This window comes from Pseudomonas fluorescens, from assembly GCF_001623525.1.
In the GTDB taxonomy this organism is placed as follows: domain Bacteria; phylum Pseudomonadota; class Gammaproteobacteria; order Pseudomonadales; family Pseudomonadaceae; genus Aquipseudomonas; species Aquipseudomonas fluorescens_Q.
This window is the reverse complement of sequence record NZ_CP015225.1, coordinates 2,233,873-2,258,597: the sequence shown is the minus strand read 5'-3', so window position 1 is coordinate 2,258,597 and position 24,725 is coordinate 2,233,873. Positions and strand designations below refer to the sequence as shown.

At 58.9% G+C, this 24,725-nt stretch carries 20 protein-coding genes and 3 pseudogenes; 11 read left to right on the top strand and 12 right to left on the bottom strand.

Features of this window, described 5'->3' with window-relative positions:
- Positions 1–19: 19 nt before the first annotated feature.
- The 3 genes from TK06_RS09550 (at position 20) to TK06_RS09540 (ending at position 4,202) form a co-directional block, all read left to right on the top strand.
- Complete coding sequence (locus tag TK06_RS09550; RefSeq protein WP_013692840.1) at positions 20–466, top strand: (2Fe-2S)-binding protein; 447 nt, start codon at positions 20–22, stop codon at positions 464–466.
- 129 nt (positions 467–595) lie between these two features.
- Positions 596–2,854: a xanthine dehydrogenase family protein molybdopterin-binding subunit gene (locus TK06_RS09545; protein WP_060743252.1), complete on the top strand. Its 2,259-nt coding sequence runs from the start codon at positions 596–598 to the stop codon at positions 2,852–2,854.
- A gap of 13 nt (positions 2,855–2,867) precedes the next feature.
- Entirely contained in the window at positions 2,868–4,202 is a 1,335-nt protein-coding gene (locus TK06_RS09540) for a c-type cytochrome (RefSeq protein WP_060742997.1), read from the top strand.
- Between the two features lie 199 nt (positions 4,203–4,401).
- On the opposite strand, the gene TK06_RS09535 is transcribed toward TK06_RS09540, so the two are convergent.
- The 5 genes from TK06_RS09535 to TK06_RS33435 form a co-directional block, all read right to left on the bottom strand.
- The gene (locus tag TK06_RS09535) at positions 4,402–5,352 is read right to left on the bottom strand and encodes an aldo/keto reductase (RefSeq protein WP_060742996.1); all 951 of its coding nucleotides are present in this window, start codon (positions 5,350–5,352) and stop codon (positions 4,402–4,404) included.
- 59 nt (positions 5,353–5,411) lie between these two features.
- Complete coding sequence (locus TK06_RS09530; protein ID WP_060742995.1) at positions 5,412–6,155, bottom strand: SDR family oxidoreductase; 744 nt, start codon at positions 6,153–6,155, stop codon at positions 5,412–5,414.
- Positions 6,156–6,260: 105 nt separating this feature from the next.
- Positions 6,261–6,830 (bottom strand): cyclophilin-like fold protein, encoded by a 570-nt coding sequence (locus TK06_RS09525; RefSeq protein WP_238992613.1) that lies wholly within the window; start codon positions 6,828–6,830, stop codon positions 6,261–6,263.
- 256 nt (positions 6,831–7,086) lie between these two features.
- Positions 7,087–8,061, bottom strand: coding sequence for an alpha/beta hydrolase (locus tag TK06_RS09520; RefSeq protein ID WP_063321883.1), 975 nt, complete (start codon positions 8,059–8,061; stop codon positions 7,087–7,089).
- A gap of 979 nt (positions 8,062–9,040) precedes the next feature.
- Complete coding sequence (locus TK06_RS33435; RefSeq protein ID WP_371919202.1) at positions 9,041–9,373, bottom strand: hypothetical protein; 333 nt, start codon at positions 9,371–9,373, stop codon at positions 9,041–9,043.
- Between the two features lie 201 nt (positions 9,374–9,574).
- On the opposite strand from TK06_RS33435, the gene TK06_RS09510 reads away from it, so the two are divergent.
- The 4 genes from TK06_RS09510 (at position 9,575) to TK06_RS09495 (ending at position 14,198) form a co-directional block, all read left to right on the top strand.
- Positions 9,575–10,657 (top strand): catalase family peroxidase, encoded by a 1,083-nt coding sequence (locus TK06_RS09510; protein WP_063321882.1) that lies wholly within the window; start codon positions 9,575–9,577, stop codon positions 10,655–10,657.
- Positions 10,654–11,232: a cytochrome b gene (locus tag TK06_RS09505; RefSeq protein WP_060742991.1), complete on the top strand. Its 579-nt coding sequence runs from the start codon at positions 10,654–10,656 to the stop codon at positions 11,230–11,232. Before TK06_RS09510 ends, TK06_RS09505 begins: the two co-directional genes overlap by 4 nt.
- 414 nt (positions 11,233–11,646) lie before the next feature.
- A complete protein-coding gene (locus tag TK06_RS09500) occupies positions 11,647–12,765 on the top strand; it encodes a PQQ-dependent sugar dehydrogenase (protein WP_192260541.1) in 1,119 nt (372 codons plus the stop codon).
- A 926-nt stretch (positions 12,766–13,691) separates the two neighbouring features.
- Entirely contained in the window at positions 13,692–14,198 is a 507-nt protein-coding gene (locus TK06_RS09495) for an AAA family ATPase (RefSeq protein ID WP_063321881.1), read from the top strand.
- A gap of 302 nt (positions 14,199–14,500) precedes the next feature.
- On the opposite strand, the gene TK06_RS09490 is transcribed toward TK06_RS09495, so the two are convergent.
- The 4 genes from TK06_RS09490 to TK06_RS09475 form a co-directional block, all read right to left on the bottom strand.
- Positions 14,501–14,989: a DUF2946 family protein gene (locus TK06_RS09490; RefSeq protein WP_238992612.1), complete on the bottom strand. Its 489-nt coding sequence runs from the start codon at positions 14,987–14,989 to the stop codon at positions 14,501–14,503.
- A gap of 60 nt (positions 14,990–15,049) precedes the next feature.
- Complete coding sequence (locus TK06_RS09485) at positions 15,050–15,625, bottom strand: c-type cytochrome (RefSeq protein WP_063321880.1); 576 nt, start codon at positions 15,623–15,625, stop codon at positions 15,050–15,052.
- Positions 15,612–16,904: a sulfite dehydrogenase gene (soxC, locus tag TK06_RS09480; protein ID WP_063325118.1), complete on the bottom strand. Its 1,293-nt coding sequence runs from the start codon at positions 16,902–16,904 to the stop codon at positions 15,612–15,614. The genes TK06_RS09485 and soxC overlap by 14 nt, the downstream gene beginning before the upstream one ends.
- Before the next feature lie 198 nt (positions 16,905–17,102).
- A complete protein-coding gene (locus tag TK06_RS09475) occupies positions 17,103–17,720 on the bottom strand; it encodes a TetR/AcrR family transcriptional regulator (protein WP_063321879.1) in 618 nt (205 codons plus the stop codon).
- Between the two features lie 198 nt (positions 17,721–17,918).
- On the opposite strand from TK06_RS09475, the gene TK06_RS09470 reads away from it, so the two are divergent.
- Both TK06_RS09470 and TK06_RS09465 read left to right on the top strand, forming a co-directional pair.
- Complete coding sequence (locus TK06_RS09470) at positions 17,919–18,794, top strand: DMT family transporter (RefSeq protein WP_063325117.1); 876 nt, start codon at positions 17,919–17,921, stop codon at positions 18,792–18,794.
- Between the two features lie 342 nt (positions 18,795–19,136).
- Positions 19,137–20,520, top strand: a pseudogene (locus TK06_RS09465) (PQQ-binding-like beta-propeller repeat protein); the annotation flags it as partial.
- Here the strand turns inward: TK06_RS09465 and TK06_RS33265 are convergent.
- Both TK06_RS33265 and TK06_RS09455 read right to left on the bottom strand, forming a co-directional pair.
- Positions 20,445–21,029, bottom strand: a pseudogene (locus tag TK06_RS33265) (ATP-dependent endonuclease); the annotation flags it as partial. The pseudogenes TK06_RS09465 and TK06_RS33265 sit on opposite strands and share 76 nt — an antisense overlap.
- A 102-nt stretch (positions 21,030–21,131) precedes the next feature.
- Positions 21,132–22,028: an AraC family transcriptional regulator gene (locus TK06_RS09455; protein ID WP_063321877.1), complete on the bottom strand. Its 897-nt coding sequence runs from the start codon at positions 22,026–22,028 to the stop codon at positions 21,132–21,134.
- A 147-nt stretch (positions 22,029–22,175) separates the two neighbouring features.
- On the opposite strand from TK06_RS09455, the gene TK06_RS09450 reads away from it, so the two are divergent.
- Complete coding sequence (locus TK06_RS09450; RefSeq protein WP_063321876.1) at positions 22,176–22,901, top strand: SDR family oxidoreductase; 726 nt, start codon at positions 22,176–22,178, stop codon at positions 22,899–22,901.
- Positions 22,902–23,106: 205 nt separating this feature from the next.
- Here the strand turns inward: TK06_RS09450 and TK06_RS09445 are convergent.
- A pseudogene (locus TK06_RS09445) lies at positions 23,107–23,727 on the bottom strand (TetR/AcrR family transcriptional regulator); the annotation flags it as partial.
- A gap of 101 nt (positions 23,728–23,828) precedes the next feature.
- Here TK06_RS09445 and TK06_RS09440 point away from each other — a divergent pair.
- Positions 23,829–24,722 carry an NAD(P)/FAD-dependent oxidoreductase gene (locus TK06_RS09440; protein WP_063321875.1) on the top strand — a complete coding sequence of 298 codons (894 nt, stop codon included), beginning with the start codon at positions 23,829–23,831 and terminating at the stop codon, positions 24,720–24,722.
- Positions 24,723–24,725: the final 3 nt, after the last annotated feature.

Here is a 24,725-nt window from a genome sequence, read left to right as displayed (position 1 = left end):
CAATCGAGGCATTCTTACAATGGAACTCAACGTAAATGGCACTGTGTATGAGGTTGAGGCGGATGCGGATACACCATTGTTATGGGTGATTCGCGACGATATCGGCCTGACCGGAACCAAGTACGGGTGCGGTTTGGCGCAATGCGGCGCCTGTTCGGTCATGGTGGACGGCGTGCTGCTTCGCTCATGCGTTACACCGGTTGAAGGGGTAAAGGGCAAACAGATTCGCACAATCGAAGCCATTGAAGACGACGAGCTGGGCAAGCGCGTGGTGGCGGCCTGGGTCAAGCATCAAGTCGCCCAGTGTGGCTATTGCCAGTCTGGCCAGGTAATGGCCGCGACTGCGCTGTTGCAGCGCATTCCCAAACCTTCCCAAGCCGATATTGCTGCCGCCATGACGAATCTCTGCCGTTGCGGCACTTATAACGCGATCAAGACTGCTGTCGATGAGCTTGCTGGTGCTTGAACACGCGCAATTCGACTGAGCTGCGATGTGCCTGGTGACAATGCCGACGGCTAATCCTGACCACCTTTAATGGAGCAGGGATTGGTTTGCTGCCAGGCCGAGCATTGAATGCAAACACAGGGGAACACTATGTCAAAACTGGATGATTCTATCGCCGAGCGCGGCGTACTCTCCGACGCGCAACCTGTGAACGTCTCTCGCCGCCGTTTTTTGCAGGCATCGGCTGGCGTCACGGCGGGTGCGCTTGTTATCAGCTTCGGAATTCCCCTTGGCCCGTTGCGTGCTGCCGAGCGTGCCCAGGCATTGCCGCCTGGCGCCCGTGTACCGGCGTTTCTGGAGATTCGTCCGGATAATACCGTTCGCCTGCAGAGCCCCTTTATTGAGGGTGGGCAGGGCATTTTCACGGGCATGGCACAGGTCGTGGGTGAGGAGCTCGATATAGATCCAGCCAGCTTTCTGGTGGAGAACGCGGCGCCCGGGAATGACTTCAAAGTCATGGAAGGTGGCATGCGCTTCACGGGTGGTAGCCGGTCGATGCGCGCGAGCTACATGACCATGCGCCGACTGGGCGCATCGGCGCGCCTGATGCTATTGCAGGCCGCGTCATCCCACTGGAAGGTGCCTCTGGCGCAGCTGACTACTGAGCCAGGGCGGGTCATTCATGCCGCTTCCAATCGATCGATCACCTACGGTGAACTCGCGCCGTTAACGCTCGATTTGCCCATTCCCGATCCGCAAACCGTTACTCTGCGCGACCCTGCCACATTCCGCTGGATCGGTAAGCCGGTCCAGCGAATAGACGTCTACGACAAATCCACTGGTAAGGCGCAATACACCATCGATACTCGTGTCGAAGGCATGCTCCACGCCGCGGTACAGCATGCGCCGCGCTTGGGTCTGCAAGTGGGGCTGGTGCGCAACGAGGATCAGATCAGAAACCTCAAAGGCGTGCATTCGGTGCACCGTCTTGAGGGGGCAGTGGCGGTGGTTGCGCAACGCTGGTGGGTGGCCAAGCGTGCCGTCGAGGCTCTGCAAGTGGAGTGGACGGAGCCGGGTGGCGATTCAACCGTGCGCTACATGCCGGCTAATTTCGACACCCAGGCCTATGCGGAGCAATTGAGTAAAACCACCGACGCCGGGGATGAGGCCGAACGTGAGGGTGACCTGCAGCAAGGGTTGGCCGGCGCCAAGAAAGTCGTCAGTGCGACTTACCATACCCAATACCTCAACCACGCCCAGTTGGAGCCGCCCTCGGCCCTGGCGCGCTTCGACGCTGAAGGCAATCTCGATCTGTGGCTGCCGAACCAGGCCCCGGATTTGTTTTTGGCCGACGTCGCCAAGCGTACCGGTCTGGACCCTTCCAAAATCACTCTCCACTCTCCGCTGCTGGGTGGTTTTTTCGGCCGGCATTTTTTATACCCGAATGCATCACCTTACCCTCAGGCTATCCAGCTGGCTCAATCCACAGGTCGACCGATCAAGGTGATCTGGAGTCGCGAGGAAGAATTTTTGCGTGACGTGCTTCGTCCTTCCGCCGTAGTGCGCTTTCGCGCTGGCCTGGATGAACAGGGCATGCCGGTGGCCTTTGAAGCAATTAGTGCCACGGAAGGGCCAACCGAGGGTATCGCTAACAAACAAGGAGACAAAATCGACCCGACCGCCGTCGAAGGCCTGGCCGGTAAAAAATACGCCATTGCCCATCGTCGGATCGCTCAACTGTACTCGCAGACCCCGGTGATGCTGGGCTACTGGCGTTCAGTCGGGAACTCCATCAATGACTTCATGTATGAAGCTTTTCTGGATGAAGTGGCGGATGCCGGCGGTCAGGATCCCTATGAGCTACGGGCCAAGCTGCTACAGGGCAACGAGCGGCTAAGCCACTTGCTCAAAGTAGTGGCCGACCTGTCCGGGGGGTGGAAACGAGGGCCGTTCACGGCGCAAGACGGCACCAAGCGAGCAAGAGGCGTTGCAATGGCATCGCCATTTGGTACCGAAACGGCGGTGATCGCAGAGGTTTCCATCAGCAACGGAGCCGTGAAGGTTCACGACATCTGGCAGGCAATCGATCCGGGTAGCATCGTCAATCCCGCCATCATCGAGGCTCAGGTCAACTCAGCCGTGGCCCTTGGCTTGTCTCAAACCCTGGTCGAACAAGCCATCTACAAAGGTGGTACGCCGGTGGCGCGCAATTACGACCTCTACCGCATCCTCACACCGGAAATGATGGCCAGGGTCCATGTCCGTGTGGTGGAGAGTGGTGCGCCAATGGGCGGAATCGGTGAGCCGCCTCTGCCTGCGGTGGCACCGGCGGTTGCTAACGCCGTCTCGCGACTGACCGGTCAACGAATTCGCAGCATGCCTCTATCGCAGTACCGCTTCGACACCTGATGAGGAATGGTTCGTGAATAAAACTATAAAGTATCTGCTGCCAGCAGGCATCGTCGTGGCAGCTGGCTTGGGCTGGTTTGTCAATCGCACGCCATTTTCGCCTTTTGCTAATGAGGCATCTGCACCCTCGGCAGATGCACAACTCGTCCAGCGTGGTGAATATGTCGCCAGGCTTAGCGATTGCGTGGCCTGCCACAGCACGCCCAAAGGTGCGCCGTTTGCCGGCGGCCTGGAGATGGCGACCCCGATGGGATCAATCTATGCCACCAACATTACCCCGGACAAACAAACGGGCATCGGTAATTACAGCCTAGCCGACTTTGATCGCGCAGTACGCAGCGGAGTCGCGGCTGACGGGCACAGGCTGTATCCGGCTATGCCGTACCCATCCTATGCCAAGCTCAGCGACGATGATGTGCGGGCGCTTTATGCGTTCTTCATGGCCGGCGTTAAGCCGGCGCAGCAGCAGAACCAGCAAAGCCATATCCCCTGGCCGCTCAACATGCGCTGGCCGCTGGCTTTGTGGAATACCGCGTTTGTCGATGACGGTGCCTATCAGGCCAAGCCCTCAGAGGATGCGCTGTGGAACCGCGGCGCCTACATCGTCCAGGGCGCGGGGCATTGTGGCAGTTGCCATACCCCACGCAGCTTGACGATGAACGAGAAGTCGCTGGATGAAAGCAGCGCTACTTTCCTCAGCGGTTCGCTGCTCGATGGGTGGTACGCGCCGAGCCTGCGCCAGGATCCGAACACTGGATTGGGGCGCTGGAGCGAGCAGGAGATCGTCGACTATCTGAAAACCGGACGTAACGCTCACAGCGTGGTCGTGGGCACCATGGCGGAAGTCTTCAACAACTCGACGCAATACATGTCCGACCCGGACTTAAAAGCCATTGCGCATTACCTGGTGTCGTTGCCGGGCGACCCAAAGCGTGACGGGCCGCCATGGAAGCCAGCGGCCAAACTGGCAGAACAACCTCTGTCGACACCTGGGGCAGCCAACTATATGGCCAAGTGCAGCAGTTGCCACGGCAGTGACGGCAGCGGGCAGGCGCCATGGATACCTCCTTTGGCAGGCGCATCTTCATCAATGGTGAAGGAAGGCGCTACGAGCATCAATGCCACCTTGAACGGTTCCGAACGTGTCGTTGCTAATGGCATTCCGGATTCATATCGCATGCCCCCGTACCGCAACCAACTCTCTGATCAGGAAGTCGCCGATGTACTGACTTTCGTCCGCACGTCTTGGGGTAATCAGGGAGGGGCAGTGAAGGCTGACGAGGTGAAGGAGCTGCGTGAGCGAACCAATCCGGCCAGCAGCAACCCGATCATCCTGCAGATGCGTTGAGAGAGTATGGTGAGGGCTTGGCCAAGGCCCTCGCCATACACAAGGAGTCCCCGTCGGGGAGAAGTGGTTCGTGAAGAGGTGGTCCTTGTTTTCGATCATTACGCTTCGGCGTGCATGATCCAAGCAGAGCTCTGGTGTTAACGCCGTTGTGGGGCTAGTAATCAGAGGGACAGGCGCCACTTTCGACGTCCGGGTGCGTTCAGGGAACGTTGTGACCTGCCGCTCGGATAAGCCCGTACCATTCGGGGCGGGTGAGTGGAATATTCGAGCCCGCGGCTGCCTCGACTAGGCGCTCGGGTCTCGTGGTACCCAGTACGACTTGGATGCCGGCGGGATGACGGGTGATCCAGGCTGTAGCGATCGCGGTCGGAGTGACGTCGTACTGTGCAGCGAGTCGTTTGAGTTCAGCGTTAAGTTCCGGATAGTCGGGAGAGTCGAAGAACACCCCATCCTGAAAGGCTTTCTGAAATGGAGACCACGCCTGCAGCGTGATTTTGTTGATCCTCGCGTAGTCGACAATGCCGCCACCGTCACGAGTAATTGAGTCGTCGAATCCGGTCATGTTCGACGACAGGCCCTGGGCGACGATCGTCGAATGCGTCACCGAAAGCTGGACCTGGTTGGCCAGGATCGGTTGGGTCACGGCGGTTTTGAGCAGATCGATTTGACGGGGCGTATGGTTGGAAACTCCGAATGCGCGGACCTTTCCGGTGGACTCCAGATGGTCGAAGGCGCGGGCGACTTCTTCCGGTTCCACGAGTGCGTCGGGCCGGTGCAGCAGTAGCACATCCAGATAGTCGCTACCGAGCGCTTTCAGCGACCTCTCGGCCGACGCCACGATGTGCTCATAGGACTGATCGTAGTGCCACGGGTCGGCGACAATACTGGTTTTGGACTGGAGGAAGATCTGCTCGCGCTCGGCGCTGCTGAGTCGCAGCGCCTCGCCGAACCGGCGTTCGCACAAGTGCGGGCCACCGTCGGGATGGTTGAATCCGTAGAGGTCGGCGTGATCGAAAAAATTGATGCCCGATTCGCGCGCCGCGGTGTAGAGCGCGCGGATCTGGTCATCGGTGCTGCCGGCGATGCGCATCATGCCCGCGACGACGTTGGGAACCCGAGTGTCGGTTGATCCTAGTGGTACGGTCTTCATGAAAGCTCCTTGTCAGGACAGTGGTGGGCTGTCGGACGCCTTGCGTGAATGCAATGCACTCACCAAGGCTGGTTCGCAGGGCCAACTGTGAACTCGTTGATTGTCGTGTCATCGGGCTGGTCGATCGCGAAGGCGACGATGTTGGCGATTCGGTCTGGAGAAATGCCGTACTTGTCATAGATGTCCTGCATCTGGTCAAGCGCCAGCTTATCGCTGATCGTCGCCAGCAGTTCCGTCTTGACGGCGGCCGGGTAGATCGTCGCGGTGCGGATGTTATTGCCTTCCATGGCGGATTCCATGCGCAGCACCTCCATGAAGTCGCGAACGAACCACTTCGTCCCGCCATAGACGGCGCCGCCCGGATAGGCCTTTAGTCCCGCCACCGACGAGGTAGTGATGACGTGCCCAGCCTTCTGTGCCAGGAACTCGGGTAGCACCGCTGCCACACCATTCAAAACGCCCTTGACGTTGACATCTATCATTTGGTGCCAGTCTTCGGTCTTCAGTGCGGACAGGGGGGAGTTTGGCATCAGCCCTGCATTCAGGAAAATCACGTCCACGCGACCGAACCTTTCTTTGGCCAGGCGGACGATGCTGTTGTTGTCCTCTTGCTTGGTCACGTCCAGCGCTTGATAGACCACTTGGCCTCCGTTCAGGAGAATCTCGTCCGCGATCTGCTTGAGCTTGTCTTCTCGACGGGCGCCGAGCACGATTTTTGCGCCCTTGCTCGCGAGCAGCTTGGCGGTTGCCTCGCCGATTCCGGACGATGCGCCGGTAATGATGACTACTTTGTCTTTGATCATGATCTCTCTCTCTGGATTCGGGCTGCGAAGGAGATGCAGCAGACGATGACGCGGTATTTCAGGTCGGTGTTGAGCGCGTGGGGACTACTTTGTCAGCGCACTCTGCTATTGGGAAAACATCACCCGAACATCGCCACTGCCGAGCGCTTGGGCCAGGCCAGTCGGATCGTCCACGCGGCCCAGACGGGTGTATGAGTAAGCTGAGTCGAAGGTCTTGTAAAAGATGACCACGGTGCGCGATCCCCAAAGCATAAGGTCTCCGTTGCGGATCGTGCCGGGCCGGCTCTCACTGGTGGGCAGCGCTTCAGGCAGTTCTTTTTTCTTCTCGTTTCCGTGGAGGTCCTCCATGTCCAGTGTCAGCGGCAGCGTGGCAGCGAATGCGCGAGTGGCCTCGTTGTTGGCAAGGGTGATGGCGAAGCGACGTTCCCCGACGGTCATCCACAGGCGTGATTCATCCGATTTATTGGGTGCTTGAGTGACATCCTGCTCCGCGGCCGCGGCCACGGGCAGCGCAGTGCTGGCGGCGTGGGCGGGATGGCCGCTGCACAGTGCAAGGAGAACCAGCGGCATTCCAAGCTGTCGCATGGCCCGCCGGTGCCAGGAATGCCTACGGCTTGCAGCGCCAAGAGAGGAGAGAGTGCCGCCTGCACCGACGTCAACGTGTTTGCTCTGCATGTTGTTCTCCTTGCAATGCGGAAAATGGGCCAGACGCGTTGCCGCGCCTGCACGTGAACTCGTAGGTTTCGAGCGCGAATTCGCGCAGCAATATGGCGCTAATGCCCCTCAGCGAGTGGTCTATTGCCAGTTCTGGTTGCGATCCCCACTGGAAAGTCAGAAGTGTTGAGTGGCATGAGTCCATACCGTAGGGCGCGCCAGCCAGTTCAGCCGCATCGTGGCATTTCGCTCGCCAGGATGCGGCCGCTTCAATGCGTCAAGCGGCGCCTGCCGCCGTGGCCAGGTGCTGCGTGAAGAAGGTCGTCAGCTTGTCGAAAGGAATCACGTCCACACGATCGTACAGATCGGTGTGGCTGGCCTCTGGAATGATCATCAGCTCTTTTGGCTGCGCCGCGGCCGCGTAGGCGGTTTCGCTGAAGTAGCGCGAGTGGGCGTTTTCACCATGGATGAACAGGACCGGGCGTGGAGAAATTTCCGCGATGTAGGTCAGGATCGGCATGTTCATGAACGACAGCGGTGTAGTGACCGTCCAGGAGTTGCCCGAGTTGACCGCGCGCGGATGGTGTCCGCGGGTCGTGCTGTAGTAATCGTGATAATCGACCATGAACTGCACTTCACCACCCCTCAGTTCGTTGTAGGGGGGCTGGTAAGCAGGGGCACCATTTTCCGCGTCGACCCAACGTTGTGCGCTCAGTTGTTCGAGCCCTTGCGTGCGCTGTTCGAGGGTTACGCTATCGTTGTAGCCCTTGGACATGACGCGGGTCATGTCGTACATGGTGCTGGCGACAACCGCCTTGACGCGCTTATCCAAGGCCACGGCATTCAGCGCCATGCCACCCCAACCGCAGATGCCGATGACGCCAATCCGTTCGCGATCAACGGAGGGTTGCAGGCTGAGAGCATCAACTGCCGCGCTTACGTCCTCGGTGTTGATGTCTGGTGAGGCGACGTTGCGCGGCTCACCGCTGCTTTCCCCGGTGTAGGATGCATCGAAGGCCAGCGTGACAAAGCCGCGCTCGGCCATGGTTTGCGCATAGAGCCCGGAGGACTGCTCCTTTACCGCGCCGAACGGGCCACAGACGACAATAGCTGCCAGCTTTGCGCTGGCGCTCTTCGGTTGGTACAGGTCGCCCGCCAGGGTGATGCCATAGCGGTTCGTGAAGGTGATCTTCTTATGGTCCACCTTGTCGCTCTTGGCGAAAGTCTTGTCCCATTCCTGTGTCAGTTGCATGTGCTTGCCTTACATGTAGTTGAGATTGTTCCTGCCAGCCTGAATGCCCGTCGAGCAGCAGGGCTTGTCGTCGGCGTAGGCGTCATAGACTTTTCATGAGGAATATTCGTTTCGCAAATGGCGTCGCGCGTCGGGATTGGCTTTGCCAACTAATGTATGCCAGTCCCTGCCCCAAAACATCCCATGAAATTGCAAGCATCTATGCACGCTATTGGATAATCGCGCCCCCAAGTCCCAGGCGGTTCGAAATGGAAACCTATCCCGATGAATTCATGCTTGTTCGAATGACATATCACCACGCTGCGATGACCATTGATCATCGAGTCCCGTACATGGAAGTATTCGGTCCGCCTGCATCAGCTCAGCCTTGCTATATGACCGGCGGAAAACCCGCCGCAGGCTGCGTTGGTCGCCGATTCGAGTGACTCGGTCTGGGACAGGCGATGGAGGAGACCTTGTAGAGGACATCCGCCAGGCTTAACGGACGTGAAAGCTTGTTTGGTCAAGGCTTGTTGGGCTGCGTCGAAAGAGAGATCACAACCTCTGTTTCCGTTCCGGCGCTTCCTGCGGAAGCTGCTTCTAAACCCGTTCTTCAGGTCTGTAGGGGCAAGAGACCATTTGAAAAATTAGCCGCTGGCCGAACAGTAATACTTCATCCAGATTGTGGGCTGGCAGGTTTTTCCAAAAGAAAAAATGCAAGCCCTGAATCGGTAACGGTAATCGTCTCAAGCATGTTGCTTAGTTGTGAGTCGTGCTCGCTCGTAGTTGAGCGGGCACTAAATCACTGTGTTGATGTGCCATCGAAGCGCGGTGATTTCTTGCATTGCGTGCTTTTATTCATAGGGCCTAGCACGTGGCTGCATGATTGAGCCCACTAAGCTCGTGATATTTTCAAACCATGTATAGGTAGCCATTACGCGATGCGCCGTTAATAGTGCTTTTTAGAGCCAAGATGGCTAGAGAGTTATGGAGCTTTAGATTAACGATAAGAGAGTGATTGCTGCCCCGCAATCGTTGGGCAATGCGCTGACCCCCAGACCGGGATGAGTGGGGAAGGGCATGCGCAGGCACTTTTCGGCGCTTCGACAGGCAAGCCCTGATCTACGAGCATAAACGTCGCCAGCGCTTGGAAGGCATGACTGACACCCGGCATATGCCGCAGTATATCTTGCCCATTAAGCGCCAAGCTTATCTCCGGCCAGCGTACTTCCAGGTCGGCACGGTAGAAATCAAAGAAGCCGGCACCCCGTTGAGGGGGCAGACAAAACGCGTCGCAGAGCATCACTCTGGAGCCCGGATGCAGATTCACCATCACCTCGCTGTGCAGTTTTGCTTGGGGGAATAGGATCGTCGCCACTTGTACTGCTTCTTCGCCGCGCGGCCGGCGGCAACGTAACGTTGCTGGTCGGTGCGTATAGAAGTCTTCAGCGCCGTAGCGACTTCGCACAAGGTTTTGAGTAAAGCGTTAAATTCGTTACAGAACTCTCCACCCCGCACTCCGGAAGAAATTTCGATGAACGAGCGACATCCTCACTCCAATAAGTCTTTTCTAGGGCCGCTCGTACTGATCGCGGCGGTGGTTGTCGCCGTCGGCGCCGCGTTCGCATACACAGCCGGTTGGTTGACACCCGCGCGCCTCACGCCGACCAAGATCGTCGAGGTGCTGGCGCCGCCCGCCGGACCGGCTCTCGGTTTCCGCCGCGCCCATGCCAAGGGTATCTGCTTCACCGGTACCTTCGAGGCCAACGGCGCGGGCAGCGATTTGTCCAAGGCACAGATGTTCGCCGCCGGCACCTATCCCGTGACCGGCCGCTTCAATCTCGCCTCGCCCGACCTCAAAGCGCCCGATGGCACGGCGCGCGTGCGCTCCCTGAGCCTGCGCATCCGAACGCCCGACGGCCAGGAGTGGCGCTCCGCGATGATCAATGCGCCGTTCTTCCCGGTCGCGACGCCGCAGGCTTTCTACGATTTGCAGGTGGCTTCCGCCGACAAGAGCCATCCGGATGCGTTGAAGAACTTCGCCACTGCGCACCCCGAGATCGGCGCGTTTAGCCAGTGGGCTGGCAGCGCGCCGTTCACCAGCTCGTACGCCGAAGACCGCTACAACGGCATCAACAGCTTCGTCTTCACTAACGCGCAGGGCCAAGACCAAGCCGTGCGCTGGTCCTTTAAGCCGGCCGCCATACCTGTGCCGGTCTCGAGCGACGAACTCAAGAAGCGCGAGCCCGATTTCCTGCTGGCCGACATCACCGAGCGCGTCGCGAAGGCTACGCAGCGCTGGGCTATGACGGTCATGGTCGCCGGCCCGGGCGACCCGACCTCCGACCCGAGCAAGGCTTGGCCGGAAGATCGCCGCAGCGTCGGCGTCGGCACCCTGTCGGTGACGAAGATTGAGCCCGAGGCCGATGGCTCATGCCGCGACATCAACTTCGATCCCACCGTGCTGCCGGCTGGCATGCGCACATCCGACGACCCTTTCCCCGCCGCACGTTCGGCCGCTTATTCGGTCTCGTACAACCGCCGGACCGCCGAAGAAAAAGACTATCCGCGCACCCCGTCCATCACCACCACCACCACCGCCGGAGCCAAGCCATGAGCCAAGTCAACCAGCAATTCGCGCCGTTGCAGCGGGCGCTTCATTGGGGCATGGCGATCTGCATCCTCGCGATGCTGTTCATCGGCGTCGGCATGGTCTCGACGATCACGCCCGCGTACTTGATGCTGGTCTCGATCCACAAGCCGTTGGGTATTGCGATCCTCGTGCTCGCGGTGCTGCGTCTGATCGTCCGCTGGCGCCTTGGTGCGCCGCCGTTGCCGCGTGACATGCCCGAGCCGATGAAGCTCGCCGCCAAACTCTCGCATGTCGCGTTCTATGTGCTGATGCTCGCGATGCCCTTGCTTGGTTGGGCCATGTTGTCGGCGGCGGACTACCCGGTGCTCGTCGCCGGGCTGCATCTGCCCGCCATCGTGTCGCCCGACGCCGGCCTGCACAGCCGGCTGTGGAACGCTCATAAGTTCCTCTCGTTCTGCTTCTTCGCGCTGATCCTGCTGCACCTCGGGGCCGCTCTGTTCCACGCGCTGGTGCGACGCGACGGCGTGTTCGAGGCCATGGCGCCATTCCCGGTACATCCGTCGGTCGACGGCAGGGTCGTGACCAAGTGCGCTGACTGACGCAGGCTCCGTTACCACGGGCGCGGTGGCGCACGCGTTCTCGGTGGGGCGAGATGAAATACCTCAGTGGGCGTGTAGTGTGGGACCACGACCTGCAGTGACCGTCGAGCTGGGAGGCTGGCACGAAGTGACGCTGACCCTCGCCGGATCACCGAGCTTCATAGAGACGTTCGTCGCCAAGTTCAGCGAGCCGCCGACTTGAGGCGCCGTGCCTAAACACCTGGCGTCGAAGCCTCCCGCCATTGGCGTTCGGACGCAGGGGGGCGTCTTCACGATGCAGAAACTTCGGCGCATTAACGGGATCGCAAAAGCAGAGAAATATCTGGATGCACATGCGTAGCGCACAGATTTACTAATTTATATCTTTCTTCGTAGGGTGTGCTAGCGGCTGTCAAATCAACCATTGGAACAGACATGAATCTGAAACTTGAGTGGGTTCTGGTCCCAGCATTTCTTGCCATGGGTTTTGCTGCCAGCGCGCTGGCCGCCGAGGTGCGGGCTGAGCGGGTGGCAACCGGATTAGAGAATCCCTGGGCAGTGGCCTTTCTGCCGGCACATCGCTACTTGGTGACAGAACGGCCGGGACGGCTTCGGGTGGTTGGTGCCGATGGGAGCATCGGCCCGCCGGTTGAGGGGCTGCCGGCGATCGCGGCAGGCGGGCAGGGCGGGCTGCTGGATGTGGTGACCGACAGTGCTTTCGACGTGAATCGCATGGTCTACTTCTGCTTTTCCGAACCGGCTGCTGGTGGCGCGGGCAATAGCACGGCAGTGGCACGCGCGACGCTGTCGAGCAACATGGTGCGTCTCGACAACCTGCAGGTGATTTTCAGTCAGCGACCGAAAGTGAGCAGCTCCGCGCATTTCGGCTGCCGCATCGTCGAGGCGAAGGACGGGACGCTTTTCGTCACGTTGGGGGAGCGTTACAGCCGGAAGGAGGATGCGCAGGAGCTCGATAACCACTTGGGCAAAGTGGTGCGCATCCAGAAGGACGGCGTGGTGCCGACCGACAACCCTTTCGTCGGCCGCCCCGGTGCCTTGCCAGAGATCTGGAGCTATGGCCATCGCAATAGCCAGGGCGCTACGCTCGGTCCGGACGGCCGCCTCTGGATGAACGATCACGGTCCGCAGGGCGGCGACGAGATCAACGTTCCGCTGGCGGGTCGCAACTACGGTTGGCCGGTCATAACCTACGGCGAAAACTATGGCGGCGGGAAGATTGGCGACGGCCTGACCGCCAAGGACGGCATGGAGCAGCCGCTGCATTATTGGGTGCCCTCGATCGCGCCGTCCGGCATGGCCTTCCTGACTAGCGACCGTTATGGGCCGGCATGGAAGGGCAATCTCTTCGTCGGTTCGCTCAAGTTCGGTTACCTCGACCGTATCGAACTGAAAGACGGTAAGGTCGTGGCCGAGCACAAGTTGCTGGAGGACGGGCATGCCCGCGTTCGGGATGTCAGGCAGGGCCCTGACGGCCTGCTCTACGTGCTCACCGACGAACAGGATGGCAAACTGCTGCGTCTTCAGCCGCGCTGAGCCCCATCAGGGTAGGCATTGCGCAGCTGCAGCGTCGGCAAGCCGCGACGCCTGCCCGCAACCTCTTCGACGGCTTGCGCTCGTCGCCTCCCAAGGAGGAACTCGGCGATACCAAGCTGATCGTCGAGAACGATACCAGCCAGGTCGGTTCTGTGGGGAAATGTGTTTCAGGATCTCGACACCAGCGCTGGAAACAGAAGCGAGAAGCCCATTCAGGGTAACAAAGAGGCCGTCAACTCGACAGTTTCACAGAGAGAAAGTCGTACGTAATGGTCATGCGCCCTGCCAGTATTGCCAATCGGCACCCGAACTCTATTAAACAACGACGCGGCGACAATACGAGACACCTGACCAAAAACTGAATGCCCCCCATAAAAGCCACCGTGTCCTTGACAACATCCGCGTGACTTGTAATCCAAGGGGTTGCTCGGGCCGGAAAACACGCATGTCAGTGCTTTTTCACCGATGCTGCTTTCTCCGGATTTACAAGCGCTACTGAAAAAAGACGAAGATTGGCTCAGAGCACTGACTTTTCATTCATGGTTGGCTCTTGATCCTCCCAAAGAACAAGTCCAGAATTAAGTCTTTTCCTGCTCGGGCAAGAAAAGAAACCCCTTAGATTTCAATGGGTCGGACGCCAGATACGAGTCTCGTTTCCCGCTCCAAGATTAAGAAAAAAGCCACTCAGATGAGTGGCTTTTTTTTGCCTGTAAAATGCCTAAACGTTTGATGCGCTGTGCTAAACGTCGGACCGCTCCTTCTTGGGATCATCCTATGCTGAGCGATAAACAGAGACAATTACACCTCATTACAAGAAGTTCGAGCCCTATGGGGCCGAATGAGCAGCGGGCGAGTGAGAATGGGTAGCTACTGCCGCATAACTGGCCAAGGTCAGTGTTGAGTTAACTCACAGTAAAGGACAGATAATGCTTATCGTATTCAGCGGTCTTCCTGGTACCGGAAAAACCACTATTGCCAAAGGGCTGGTCGATACGGTAGGCGCTCTCTACCTGCGGATCGATACTATTGAGCAAGCGATACGAAACTCCGGTGCACTTTCTCAAGATGTAGGGCGTAGTGGTTACATGGTCGCTAATGAACTTGCGCTGAGTAATCTTGATCTAGGACGTACCGTCATCGTTGACTGTGTAAATCCAGTGATCGAAAGCCGATTGGCCTGGAGCGAAATCGCCTCAAGGGCTGGTGTTCGCTTGATGAATATTGAAGTGATTTGCTCGGACAAAAATGAACATCAGCGCCGTGTAGATACAAGGCTGGGTGATATTTCGGGGCTGACTCCACCCACCTGGCAATCTGTGTTGGATCACGAATATGAAGCGTGGGCTGAAGCGCCGTTTACGATAGACACGGCCCTGACTTCGCCGGTTCAAGCTGTATCGATGCTCGTCAAACGCCTACTGGACGGTGCGTAGCGTCCTCTAGGCGCAATGCGGCAAGGTGTGATTACGGGACGCTTACGATGACTTGGCCTGACGGATACCATTGGCACAAAAATCGGCGAGGATGTGTTTTTGGTGATGGTGTATTGATGTTGTTGTGCTGACACGGCTGCCGACGCAGAAGACCAGCGCTCTGGCCGAGCTGCTGCCGCACAAGTGGGTATCCGCTGGCAAGGTGTAATACCCGTTCACTTACCCTTGTCCCCCATACGCACCAACAGAGTTTTTTGTGGGCGAGCGTTGCCTCACTCAGCGCTTAACGCTAGAGTCTGGTCTTAGGCGTTCGCTGCGCCCGCGGTCCGCGCGAAGGGGCAACCCAGGCTCGTTTTACTCATTTTCTTTTTCCAACTCCCGGCTTGCGGGCGGACCGAGCCAGACAAGGAGTTGGCATGCCCGCCATTAATACTTCCCGCCATAACGGCCGCCTTGATCCTGGGTAAGCAGCGGGTCGGTTGTTCGGGCAAGGGCCTTGCTGGCTCGCCGGCAAGCAGGGCGAGCAGCCCGAAAAAAGCTGCCAGCAGGATCGCGCCGAACAGGCTGGCAATGACGCAATCAGCTTCGACGGGCAGTGAAGGGGCGGGCACGTCGTGCGGGCTTTCGAGTACCGCGCCGCCGTCTGTAGAGCAAAACAGTCCGCCGTCCAGACCGCTCAATCGCAAGCCGGCCATTTTTCCATGGCCCATCGCGCACAGCAACGACGCGAACAGGACGCTGAAATACAGCACCCAGGCAATCATCGATTTTTCGCGGCTGGCCAGTTTCATCAGCAAAGCTCGTAGAGGAGGGAACGGTTTTCCGGCGAGCGGATTCTACATTTTTTTTCGTCAGTGGGCTTTTAAACAGTCCGACATACACGCAGCAGCCTTGCTGTCCGGTCTGTCATCGGTATAAAAACCGTCTCGATTCGGCATCTTTACATCCGCCAAGGTCGCCGCCTCCACGGTCGCGTTGGCGTCCAGCAGCTTGTTCATGTGCAGGATGTAGCCGGTCACTGCATAGACCTGATCGTTGGACAATGACTGTGGCGCCTGGAAGGGCATGGCTCTGCGGATGTAGTCGAAAAGCGTCGTTGCATAAGGCCAATAGCTGCCGACTGTCTTGAGCGGTTTGTCAGTCGTCAGCGTTCCTTCGCCTCCCGCCAACGCAGGGCCGATGCCACCTTCGAGCTTCACGCCATGACAGCTGACGCAACTGTTTATGTAGACCTTTTCCCCGTCCGCCACCGTTGCGCGTCCTGGAGGCAAGCCCTTGCCGTCGGGTGCTACATCGATGTTCCAGCTAGCGATCTGCGCTTCGGTAGCCTTGGTGCCCAAACCGTATCGGGACTGTGCCGAGGCATGAGTCAGCGCAAAGGCGCAAAGCAAACCGATGAATAACGAACCACCTTTAAGCCCGTCCATTGGTCACCTCCCCAGTGCTGGACACGCGCCACGGTTGCACCGAATTGTTGTGGTAGAAAGAGACCTTGCCACGTTCATTGATCAACTGGTCCAGCATCGGCTGAACGTATCCGGTCTCGTCGATGGCGCGGCTCATGATCATCAATTCCTGGCCGTTCCATTCGAAAGGCGCCCTGAAGACGGTCAGGGCCTTGGTCAGAATGGGCTCCTGTAACCTGGCTTGTGTCCAGTTATTGCCGCCATCGACGGAAACATCGACCCGGGTGATTTTGCCGTGGCCGCTCCAGGCAATGCCACGCATCTCATGCAGGCCCTTGCGCGTCAGTTTCTGGGTGCCGGAAGGGTAGGTCACCAGCGATTTGCACTCCATGACAAAGGAAAACTTCCGAGCCTTGCCGTCCGCCATCAAGTCGGTGTATTTGGCGGTTTCTTCCCGGCTGTAGGCGGGCGCGTCGGTGACGTGAAGTCGGCGCAGCCATTTGATGTGGGTATTGCCCTCGTACCCGGGGACAAACAGGCGAAGCGGGTAGCCCTGTTCCGGCCTCAGGCGCTCGCCGTTCTGGCTGTAGACAACCATCACATCGTCGAGGCATTTCTCGATGGGAATACTGCGTGTCATTGCCGCACCATCGGCCCCTTCGGCGATGATCCACTTGGCTTGAGGCTTAAGCCCGGCTTCATCCAGCAGGGTTTTCAAGGTAACGCCTGTCCATTCAGCGCAACTCACCAGGCCGCTGACTTCGGCTGCGGTTTTGCCCCAGGGTGGTAGAAACGATGGGTTGCCCGAACACTCCATGAAGTGCACTCGAGAAACGGCGGGGAATTGGCGTATCTCGTCCATGGTAAAGATCAGGGCTGTTTCGGTGAGGCCGTGAATCACCAGCCGATGTTGCGCCGGATCGATTTGTGGGACGCCCGCGTGGTGGCGCTCATAAAACAGGCCGTTCGGGGTGATGATGCCGTCCAACTCCTGAAGTGGCGAGGTGCTGTAGGCGGACATCGTGTCCTTCAGGCCGGGATATAGAATCCTGACCGCTTTGGTTTCGAACGTTGAAGGTTTGCCATAAGGGTTTGCCGTGGGAGCGCCAAGACTGCGGGTCCATTGTGGGACTTCAAGGGGCTGGCTCGGATCAGGCGGGGCGATGTTGGTCGTCTGCGCGTTGACCAGGTCGCTGTCACCCAGAGCAAACGCAGCAGTACCGATAATGGCCCCGCTTTTAATCAGGAAATCCCTGCGAGCCAAAGCTGTTTGAGGCATGTCTTGCTTGGCGGGGATCATGGACTTTTTTGTCATTGTTTTTCCCTCTTGTTCTTGTCGGAACGACCCAACAGTACATCTACAGACCGATCGGTCGGTCTATGGTCAGCCTAGAACGAAAAGCGCGCCTGGTCCAGTCGCAAGGGCAACCATGGCGAGGGAACGTAAATGCGGAGGAGGTCCAGGGAGGCGGCGCATCTGAAGCGCCGCTGATGACAGTCAAGCGGGGCGCGGCTCAACCTTCAGTCCGGGCAGGAGGGTGTCACAGAAAAACGTCGCGATGGATTCCGGGGAGCGAGGGCCTCCGGGCTTGATCCACAAGTAGCTGTAGTGATGAATACCAAGGATAGCCTTCACGGCCAACGAGTCGGATGTGCGGAAGGTCCCCTCGCTCACGCCAGCCTTGAGGATCTGCGACCAGAGTTTTTCATATTGCCGGTGCAGGTCGAGCAACTCGGTCTGGCGCTCGCCAATGACCGAATACACTTCGCGGAAACACACCGTCATTTCGGCCAGGTGGGTGACAATCGTGCGCATCACGATGGCCGAGAGATGGCGAAATTTATCTTCCGCAGCCAAATCGCTCTCGCACAGAGGCGTGCCTTCTGCGATCAGCACTCGCAGGTACCGGCTGGTGATTTCGAACAGCAATTCTTCCTTGTTGCCGATGTGGTAATACAGCGCGCCTCGAGCCAGGCCAGTGGCTTTCTCCAACTCAGCCATGCCGGTCGCGTGAAACCCGCGCGTCGAAAACAACTGTGCAGCGATTTTCAGGATCCGTTCCTTGGTGCTTTTTTCAGCAGGTTCGGCAGCGACGACGGCGTTCTTTTTTCCCATAAGTCAGTTCCAACCGGTTTAGCGTCAATCATACCCATGCGTCCTCGCTGAAGGATACAGACGGGAGACGCTCATCCCATGGTCGCAGGATGATAGTTGTATTGACCGATCGGTACAGAGACATCTAAGGTATTTTTAATGGCGCGGTGGCGTCGAGCGTTCTGAGAGCCTGCCTAGGCATTGGGATCGACCATGACAATGAGCAAACACTTAACTCGGGTGTCCAACTCGTCAGCATCGGCGAGATTGATCGCGATGACCTGTTTCGCCATGCTCGCCTTTGCCGCAAATTCGCTGCTGTGCCGCCTGGCGCTTAAACACACCGCCATCGATGCCGCGAGTTTCAGCGTTGTCCGGTTGGCCAGCGGGGCCTTGGTGTTATGGCTGATGTGTGCCTTGAGACGGTCCTCAAACACGATCAAAGGCAGTTGGAAGGGCGCCGCAGCCTTGTTCGTTTACGTCTTTGCTTTTTCCTTCGCATACCGTCATTTGGAGACCGGGACGGGGGCGCTGCTGTTGTTTGGCGCGGTTCAATTGAGCATGGTTCTGTACGGCTTGTTCAAAGGCGAGCGGATGCACGCGCTGGCAATCGTTGGGTTTGTGCTGGCGATTGTTGGCTTGGTCAGCCTGCTGCTTCCAGGTGCAGCCGCACCTGATCCCGTTAGCGCATTCACGATGCTGTTATCGGGGGTGGCATGGGGGATCTACTCGCTGCTTGGCAAAACTGTCGCCGATCCGCTGGCAACCACAACCGGCAATTTCTTGCGCTCGATTCCCCTGGTATTGATTGCAAGCTTGCCGTTTCTCTCAGAACTGCGTTGGGATCCGCAGGGGATACTTTATGCGGTTCTTTCCGGCGCGCTTGCGTCAGGTTTCGGCTACGCGGTCTGGTATGTCGCGGTGTGTCATCTTGCGGCGTTTCAAGCAGCGACGGTGCAACTGAGCGTGCCCATTCTGGCTTCGCTGGCTGGCATCGTTTTTCTGGGGGAAGCTCTGAGCGAAAGGATCGTCTTGGCATCTGTCGCTGTGCTGGGGGGCGTTGCATTGGTGCTGGGCGGAAAACCACGTGCCTAATCACTGCAGCCAGGCTCTATTTCGCCTTATAGCCAGGTCGCTCCAGGGTTAACGCTGGAGTCCACGACAGATCGACTTGCCTGTGTGCTTGAAAGATGTGGGCAGGTAAGCGCGCCAAGACCATGGTGAGACATGCCGAGGCAGGTCAAACAGAAGTGTGTCAGCTGCGGCACAAATGCTCCGTAGATGCGACACCTGTCGCAGGTTGGCGCAGTCTTCGATTCTGCTTGCAAGCCTTGTATGGCGCGGCTTACAGGTCTTTGGCGAAGGCTGGCACAGGGGTTGCTCTTGTCCTTCGGCGCAGCGCAATGGCTTCGCTACTAATAAGAATCAGGAGTCCCCATGACACAGTTTGGTCTCGCCGTGCCTCCCGCCCCTCGAACCGCGCCCTTTGGCGCTCAGCTCAAGAGCCTGTTCGTCGCGTTAGCCCTGAGCGTCATGCCGGCCTGGGCGCTGGACATGCCGGCCAATGTCGATGGCAAGCGGATTATTGCCGCCAATCAGGAACCCGGTAACTGGATGAGCACCGGTCGTACCTACGATGAGCAACGCTACAGCCCGCTTAACAAGATCAGCGACCGAAACGTCAGCCAGCTTGGCTTGGCGTGGAGCTATAAGCTGGATCTGGACCGTGGTGTCGAGGCTACACCCATCGTGGTCGACGGAGTGATGTACACCACCGGTCCGTTTTCAGTGGTCTACGCCCTGGATGCGCGCAATGGCAGGCTGATCTGGAAGTATGACCCGCAGTCCGACCGTAACCGCGCGGGCGAAGCGTGTTGTGATGCGGTCAATCGCGGCGTCGCGGTGTGGAGGGGCAAGGTCTACGTGGGCGTGCTGGACGGTCGCCTGGAAGCCATTGATGCGAGGACCGGCCAGCGCGCCTGGTCGGTGGACACCCGGGCCGATCACTCGCGCAGCTACACCATCACGGGTGCCCCTCGGGTGGTCAACGGCAAGGTGGTGATTGGCAACGGCGGCGCCGCATTCGGCGTGCGTGGCTACGTCACCGCCTACGACGCAGAAACCGGCAAGCAGGCCTGGCGCTTCTATACAGTACCGGGCGATCCCAAGCTGCCGCCGGAAGACAAGGCCATGGCCATCGCCGCCAAGACCTGGCACGGCGACGCGTTCGTCGAGCAGGGTGGCGGCGGCACCGCCTGGGACTCTTTTGCCTTCGATCCTGACTTGAACCTGTTGTACATCGGCGTTGGCAATGGTTCGTTGTGGGACCCGAAATGGCGCAGTCAGGCCAAGGGTGACAACCTGTTTCTGTCCTCGATCGTCGCGGTCAACGCCGACACGGGAGAATACGTCTGGCATTACCAGACCACGCCGGGAGATGCCTGGGACTACACCGCACATCCCGGCACACATCATGTCCGCCTATTACGAACACATCCCCGAGGCGCCGAAGCGCAACCCATTCAAGAGCATGTATCAGTTGGGCCTGCGCACCGGGATGATGCCGGAAAACGCTGACGGACTGCTGGAAATGGCCAAGGGCTGGTCTGGCAAGCTGATCGCCTGGGACCCGGTCAAGCAATAGCCGGCCTGGGAAGTGCCCTATGTGACGATCTTCAACGGCGGCACCTTGAGCACTGCCGGCAACCTGGTGTTCGAAGGAAGCGCCGATGGCCGGGTAATAGCACGAATCAAACGATGGGGTTCCAGGCCGTACTCCACCTCATCCACCAATGCTATGGAGGCTGCCTGTGCGACCTGGCGTTGAAGGCCCGCTACCAGCAAGCGAGACGATCCGGTGCCGAGCGATCGTAGAGGAATTCCCTGGTCGTTGTGCAGGGCAATGGCGCCATCACCGATCGAGACTGCATGGGCATCCAACAATGCTTGGGCGGCTGCACCAACGGGTACGCCGAGATAGTTGGCGGTCTGCGTCACAATCTCCAGAGGCCGCTGAAGCTGAGCTCCTGCTTGTACACCGAAACCGTTCCGAGCGTCTCGTGCGGCCTCTGCCAAGGCACCACCGAGCGCAGGCCGCTCTTCGGTCAATCGGTTGAGGATGGAGTTACGGCTCCACGACAGGTTGGTGTTGGCATAGCTTGCGATGCGAGCGGGGGAGATGCGTGCTCGATCCTTCCAGGCCAGGTTTCGCTCAATGCCCTGCTGGCTCGCCCGGTCAGAATAGAGCCGCCAGGAAGGCTCCAGATCACTCTCGACCTTGAGTTGCAGGGTCAGTACGGTTTCGATACCGAAACGCGGCTCATCTTCTAGCGTTCGGTTCAGATTTCGAGGTCATCTGTTCAATCTTGCGCTATTGGCGCTCGGCGAGGACAAGCTGTTTCCCCTTCGGTAGATCGTTGGCACGCAACGGTTCTAAAGAGACACGGCCGTCGCTGGCGCGGCATGCAACCGTTCGATGTCCTGCCTGGGTGGAGCGCCGAACAGGCGCCGATATTCACGACTGAACTGCGACGGGCTTTCATATCCAACCGCAAACCCCGCTGCGCCTGCCGTCGCGTTCCCTACCAGCATCAGGCGGCGCGCCTCTTGCAATCGCAACTGCTTCTGGTACTCGAGCGGCGTCAGGCCTGTGATGCCCTTGAAGTGCGCGTGGAGTGAGGAGGGGCTCATGCCCGCCTCGGCTGCAATGTCCTCAATGCGGATTTGGCCGTCGAACTGCCGGCGGATTACGCCGATGGCGCGGCTTACCTGGTTGAGGTGGCTGCCGGCTGTTGCGACGTGGCGCAGCATCGGACCATGTGGGCCAGTAAGGAGCCTATAAAGGATCTCTCGCTCTATGAGGGGCGCCAGAGCGCCGATTGTCTCGGGCCGGTCGAGGAGTCGAACAAATCTGCAGACAGCATCGATAAGGTCCGGATCGCTGGGGTGTACTCCAAGTATCGGTAGATCGGTGCGAGGGGAAGTGCGGCCCTCCGTCATCAACAGCTCTGCAAGTAGTACGGGATCGAACCCGATCTTGCAGCAAAGGTAGGGTTTGTCTGGGCTCGCATCGATGACGTGGCATAGGAGGGGCATGTCGACTGAGACCAGTAAGTAGTTCGCGGCGTCGTAGACCATGCTGCGCTCGCCCATCGAAACGCGGTTCGCCCCTTGGGCGATCAGGCAAAGCCCAGCCTCATAAACCACCGGCGTCGGCATGCTAGGCCGATCTACATGGACCAGTGATAAGCGGGGTATGGCGGTGACACAGAGGCCCGATCCAGGGGCGTGGCGGTCGATTGCACTCGCGAGTTCGTTGATCCTGTCCATGAAGGCCTTCTTGAGTCGAGTTCACGCCAGGCTGGCGCCGCATCCAATCTTAGAGGATCGTGCAAACTATTTGTAGGATCGCACTACCGCATGTTGCGACCCAAGTAACATCCTGAGTGCCTCATTTTTAAGGCGAAGGATCGGTTCATGACCTCCAAAATCGACAAAGTGGTGCTAATTACTGGCGCATCGAGCGGCATCGGCGAGGCGACCACGCGGGAGCTGGCGGCTGCAGGCGCGCGGCTGTTCATTGGCGCACGTCGCGGCACGCGCCTGGAGGCATTGGCGGACGAGCTCGGTGAGAATGTTGCGTGGCGCGAGCTCGACGTAACCGACGGCTGCGCATTCGATGCGTTCGCCGGTGCGGCGAAGGAGCGGTTCGGTCGGATCGACGCGCTGGTCAACAATGCTGGCGTCATGCCGCTATCGATGCTCGCCGCGCTCAAGAGGGACGAGTGGAAGCGGATGATCGACGTGAACATCCACGGCGTCCTCAACGGCATCGCCGCAGTGCTGCCCGACTTCATCGCGCAAAAGAATGGGCATGTCATCAATATTGCCTCCATTGCGGCGCGCATTGTGATGCCGTCGTCTTCCGTCTATTCCGCGACCAAGCATGCAGTGCGTGCAATTACCGAAGGGTTGAGGCAGGAGCACGATATGATTCGTACGACACTCATCTCGCCCGGACCTACCGCAACCGAACTGGGTCACGACGTCACCGATCCCGATATCGCCGCAATGCTCAAGGTCTCGATTCCGCAGGGAATGTCTCCTGATGCGATCGCTCGGGCGATCCGCTACGCACTTGAGCAGCCTGATAGCGTCGACGTCAACGAGCTGGTCGTACGGCCGACGGCCTCTGCAATGTAGACTGGCGACACGCCAGTTTTCGGCCAACACAGACTGAATCGCCCAGCGTTTCGTTAAGTTTATCGGAGCGCCTGGCGCGGCTCGAATTTTGTAGCAGATCATCCTGACGGCATTTTAGTTATCGACATGACAACGTTTCAGCTTTGGCTGCGGTACCGATCGATGCTCCGGACCCGATAGCATATCGTCGGGATGGCACCGTCGTGTGTGCGGCGATGAACATGGCGACAGCCGACCGGCAATAGGATTCTATTTCGTTGTCGTCCTCCGCTCTCGCTTCATCGAAGCGCGCGATGATCAGAAGATCGGATCCTTTGAAAAGCGCGGCAAACAAGCGGGCGGACTGGCGAGGGTCGGGAACGTTCAGAACCGCCTTCGCGTGCAGCTGACGCAGCAGGGTTTCTATTTGCGCAATGATATAGGCGGGGCCGGCTTCGTATTGGGGCTTGCTTAACGACTTTTGATTCGTTTTGTCGGCCATGATCATGGCTTCGACACTGCGCACGTCCGGACTCAACAGCGTGCGAAGCAGGGTTGTTCCCACCGCCGTGAGCTGATCTTCGGCCGAACCGTCGATGCCTGCAAAAAGGGCCTTTGGTGCCAACTGCTGGCAGTGGGCCGCAATGGCCGCGCTGAACAGCGCCTCCTTGTTTTCGAAGTGCCGATAGATGCTCAGCTTGGATATCTTCGCCCGTTGGGCCACCTTGTCCATGGTGGTCGCTTGAAAACCCAATTCCACAAAGAGTTCGCCTGCGGCGTCGATGATCGTTTGGCCAAGCGCCTCGTTGGCCGGTCGGCCGCGCCGGGCCTGGCTGTTTTCGGTCATAAAAACTCCAGTACTTGACAGTATTCTAATTCGTAAATTAGGGTACTTCAAAGTATCTTAAGGCGGCAAATCAATTCATACACAGCGCGGAGCCCATCACCATGAATGACGTCATCATCATCGGCGGCAGTTTTGCCGGTCTTGCTGCAGCTCTGCAGCTCGGCCGTGCCCGCCGAAAGGTCACCGTTCTCGATACCGGCCTGCCACGCAATCGCTTCGCCGGTCGCTCGCATGGCGTGCTTGGCCACGATCACAAGCCTCCATCGGACATCCTGGCCGAGGCGCGGCAGCAGCTGGCGCGCTATCCCACGATCCAACTGGTCAATGCCCGGGCCGAGAGCGTCTCCGGCGCCATCGATGATTTCTCCGTCCTCACGGGAGAGGGCGAAACCCTCAGGGCGCGCCGCCTGATCCTGAGCTATGGCGTCGCCGACCAGATGCCTGCTGTTCCGGGCTTTGCCGAAGGCTGGGGCACATCCATCATCCCGTGTCCCTATTGCGATGGCTTCGAAGTCGCCGACCAGCATTGGGGCCTCGTCTGGTTCCGCCCGCAGTCGCACATTCAGGTCAAGCTGTTTCAGCATTGGACCGACAGGTTGACGGTCTTCGCCGATGGTCACGACATTGCACCCGATCTCCGGGCCGATCTGGCCCACCGCAACATACCTGTCGTTGATGGCCGGATCACCGGGATCGCCCGTCACGGGGGCCATAGCGCCACCGTCAAGCTCGATACCGGCCCCGATGTCGTAGTCGACATTCTGTTCGCGCATCCGCCCACTAAGCCATCCGCAAGCCTTCATGACTCATTGGGACTCGCCACGGTCGATACGCCTCTCGGCATCGTCCTCAAGGTCGACGAGCGCCGCGAAACCAGCATACCCGGCATCTATGCCGCCGGCGATCTCGCCACCCCCGGAATGCCTTCGGTCACTACGGCATCATGGCAGGGCGCAACGGCCGGAATCTCCGCTCAGCAGTCGATGCTGACTTGAGAG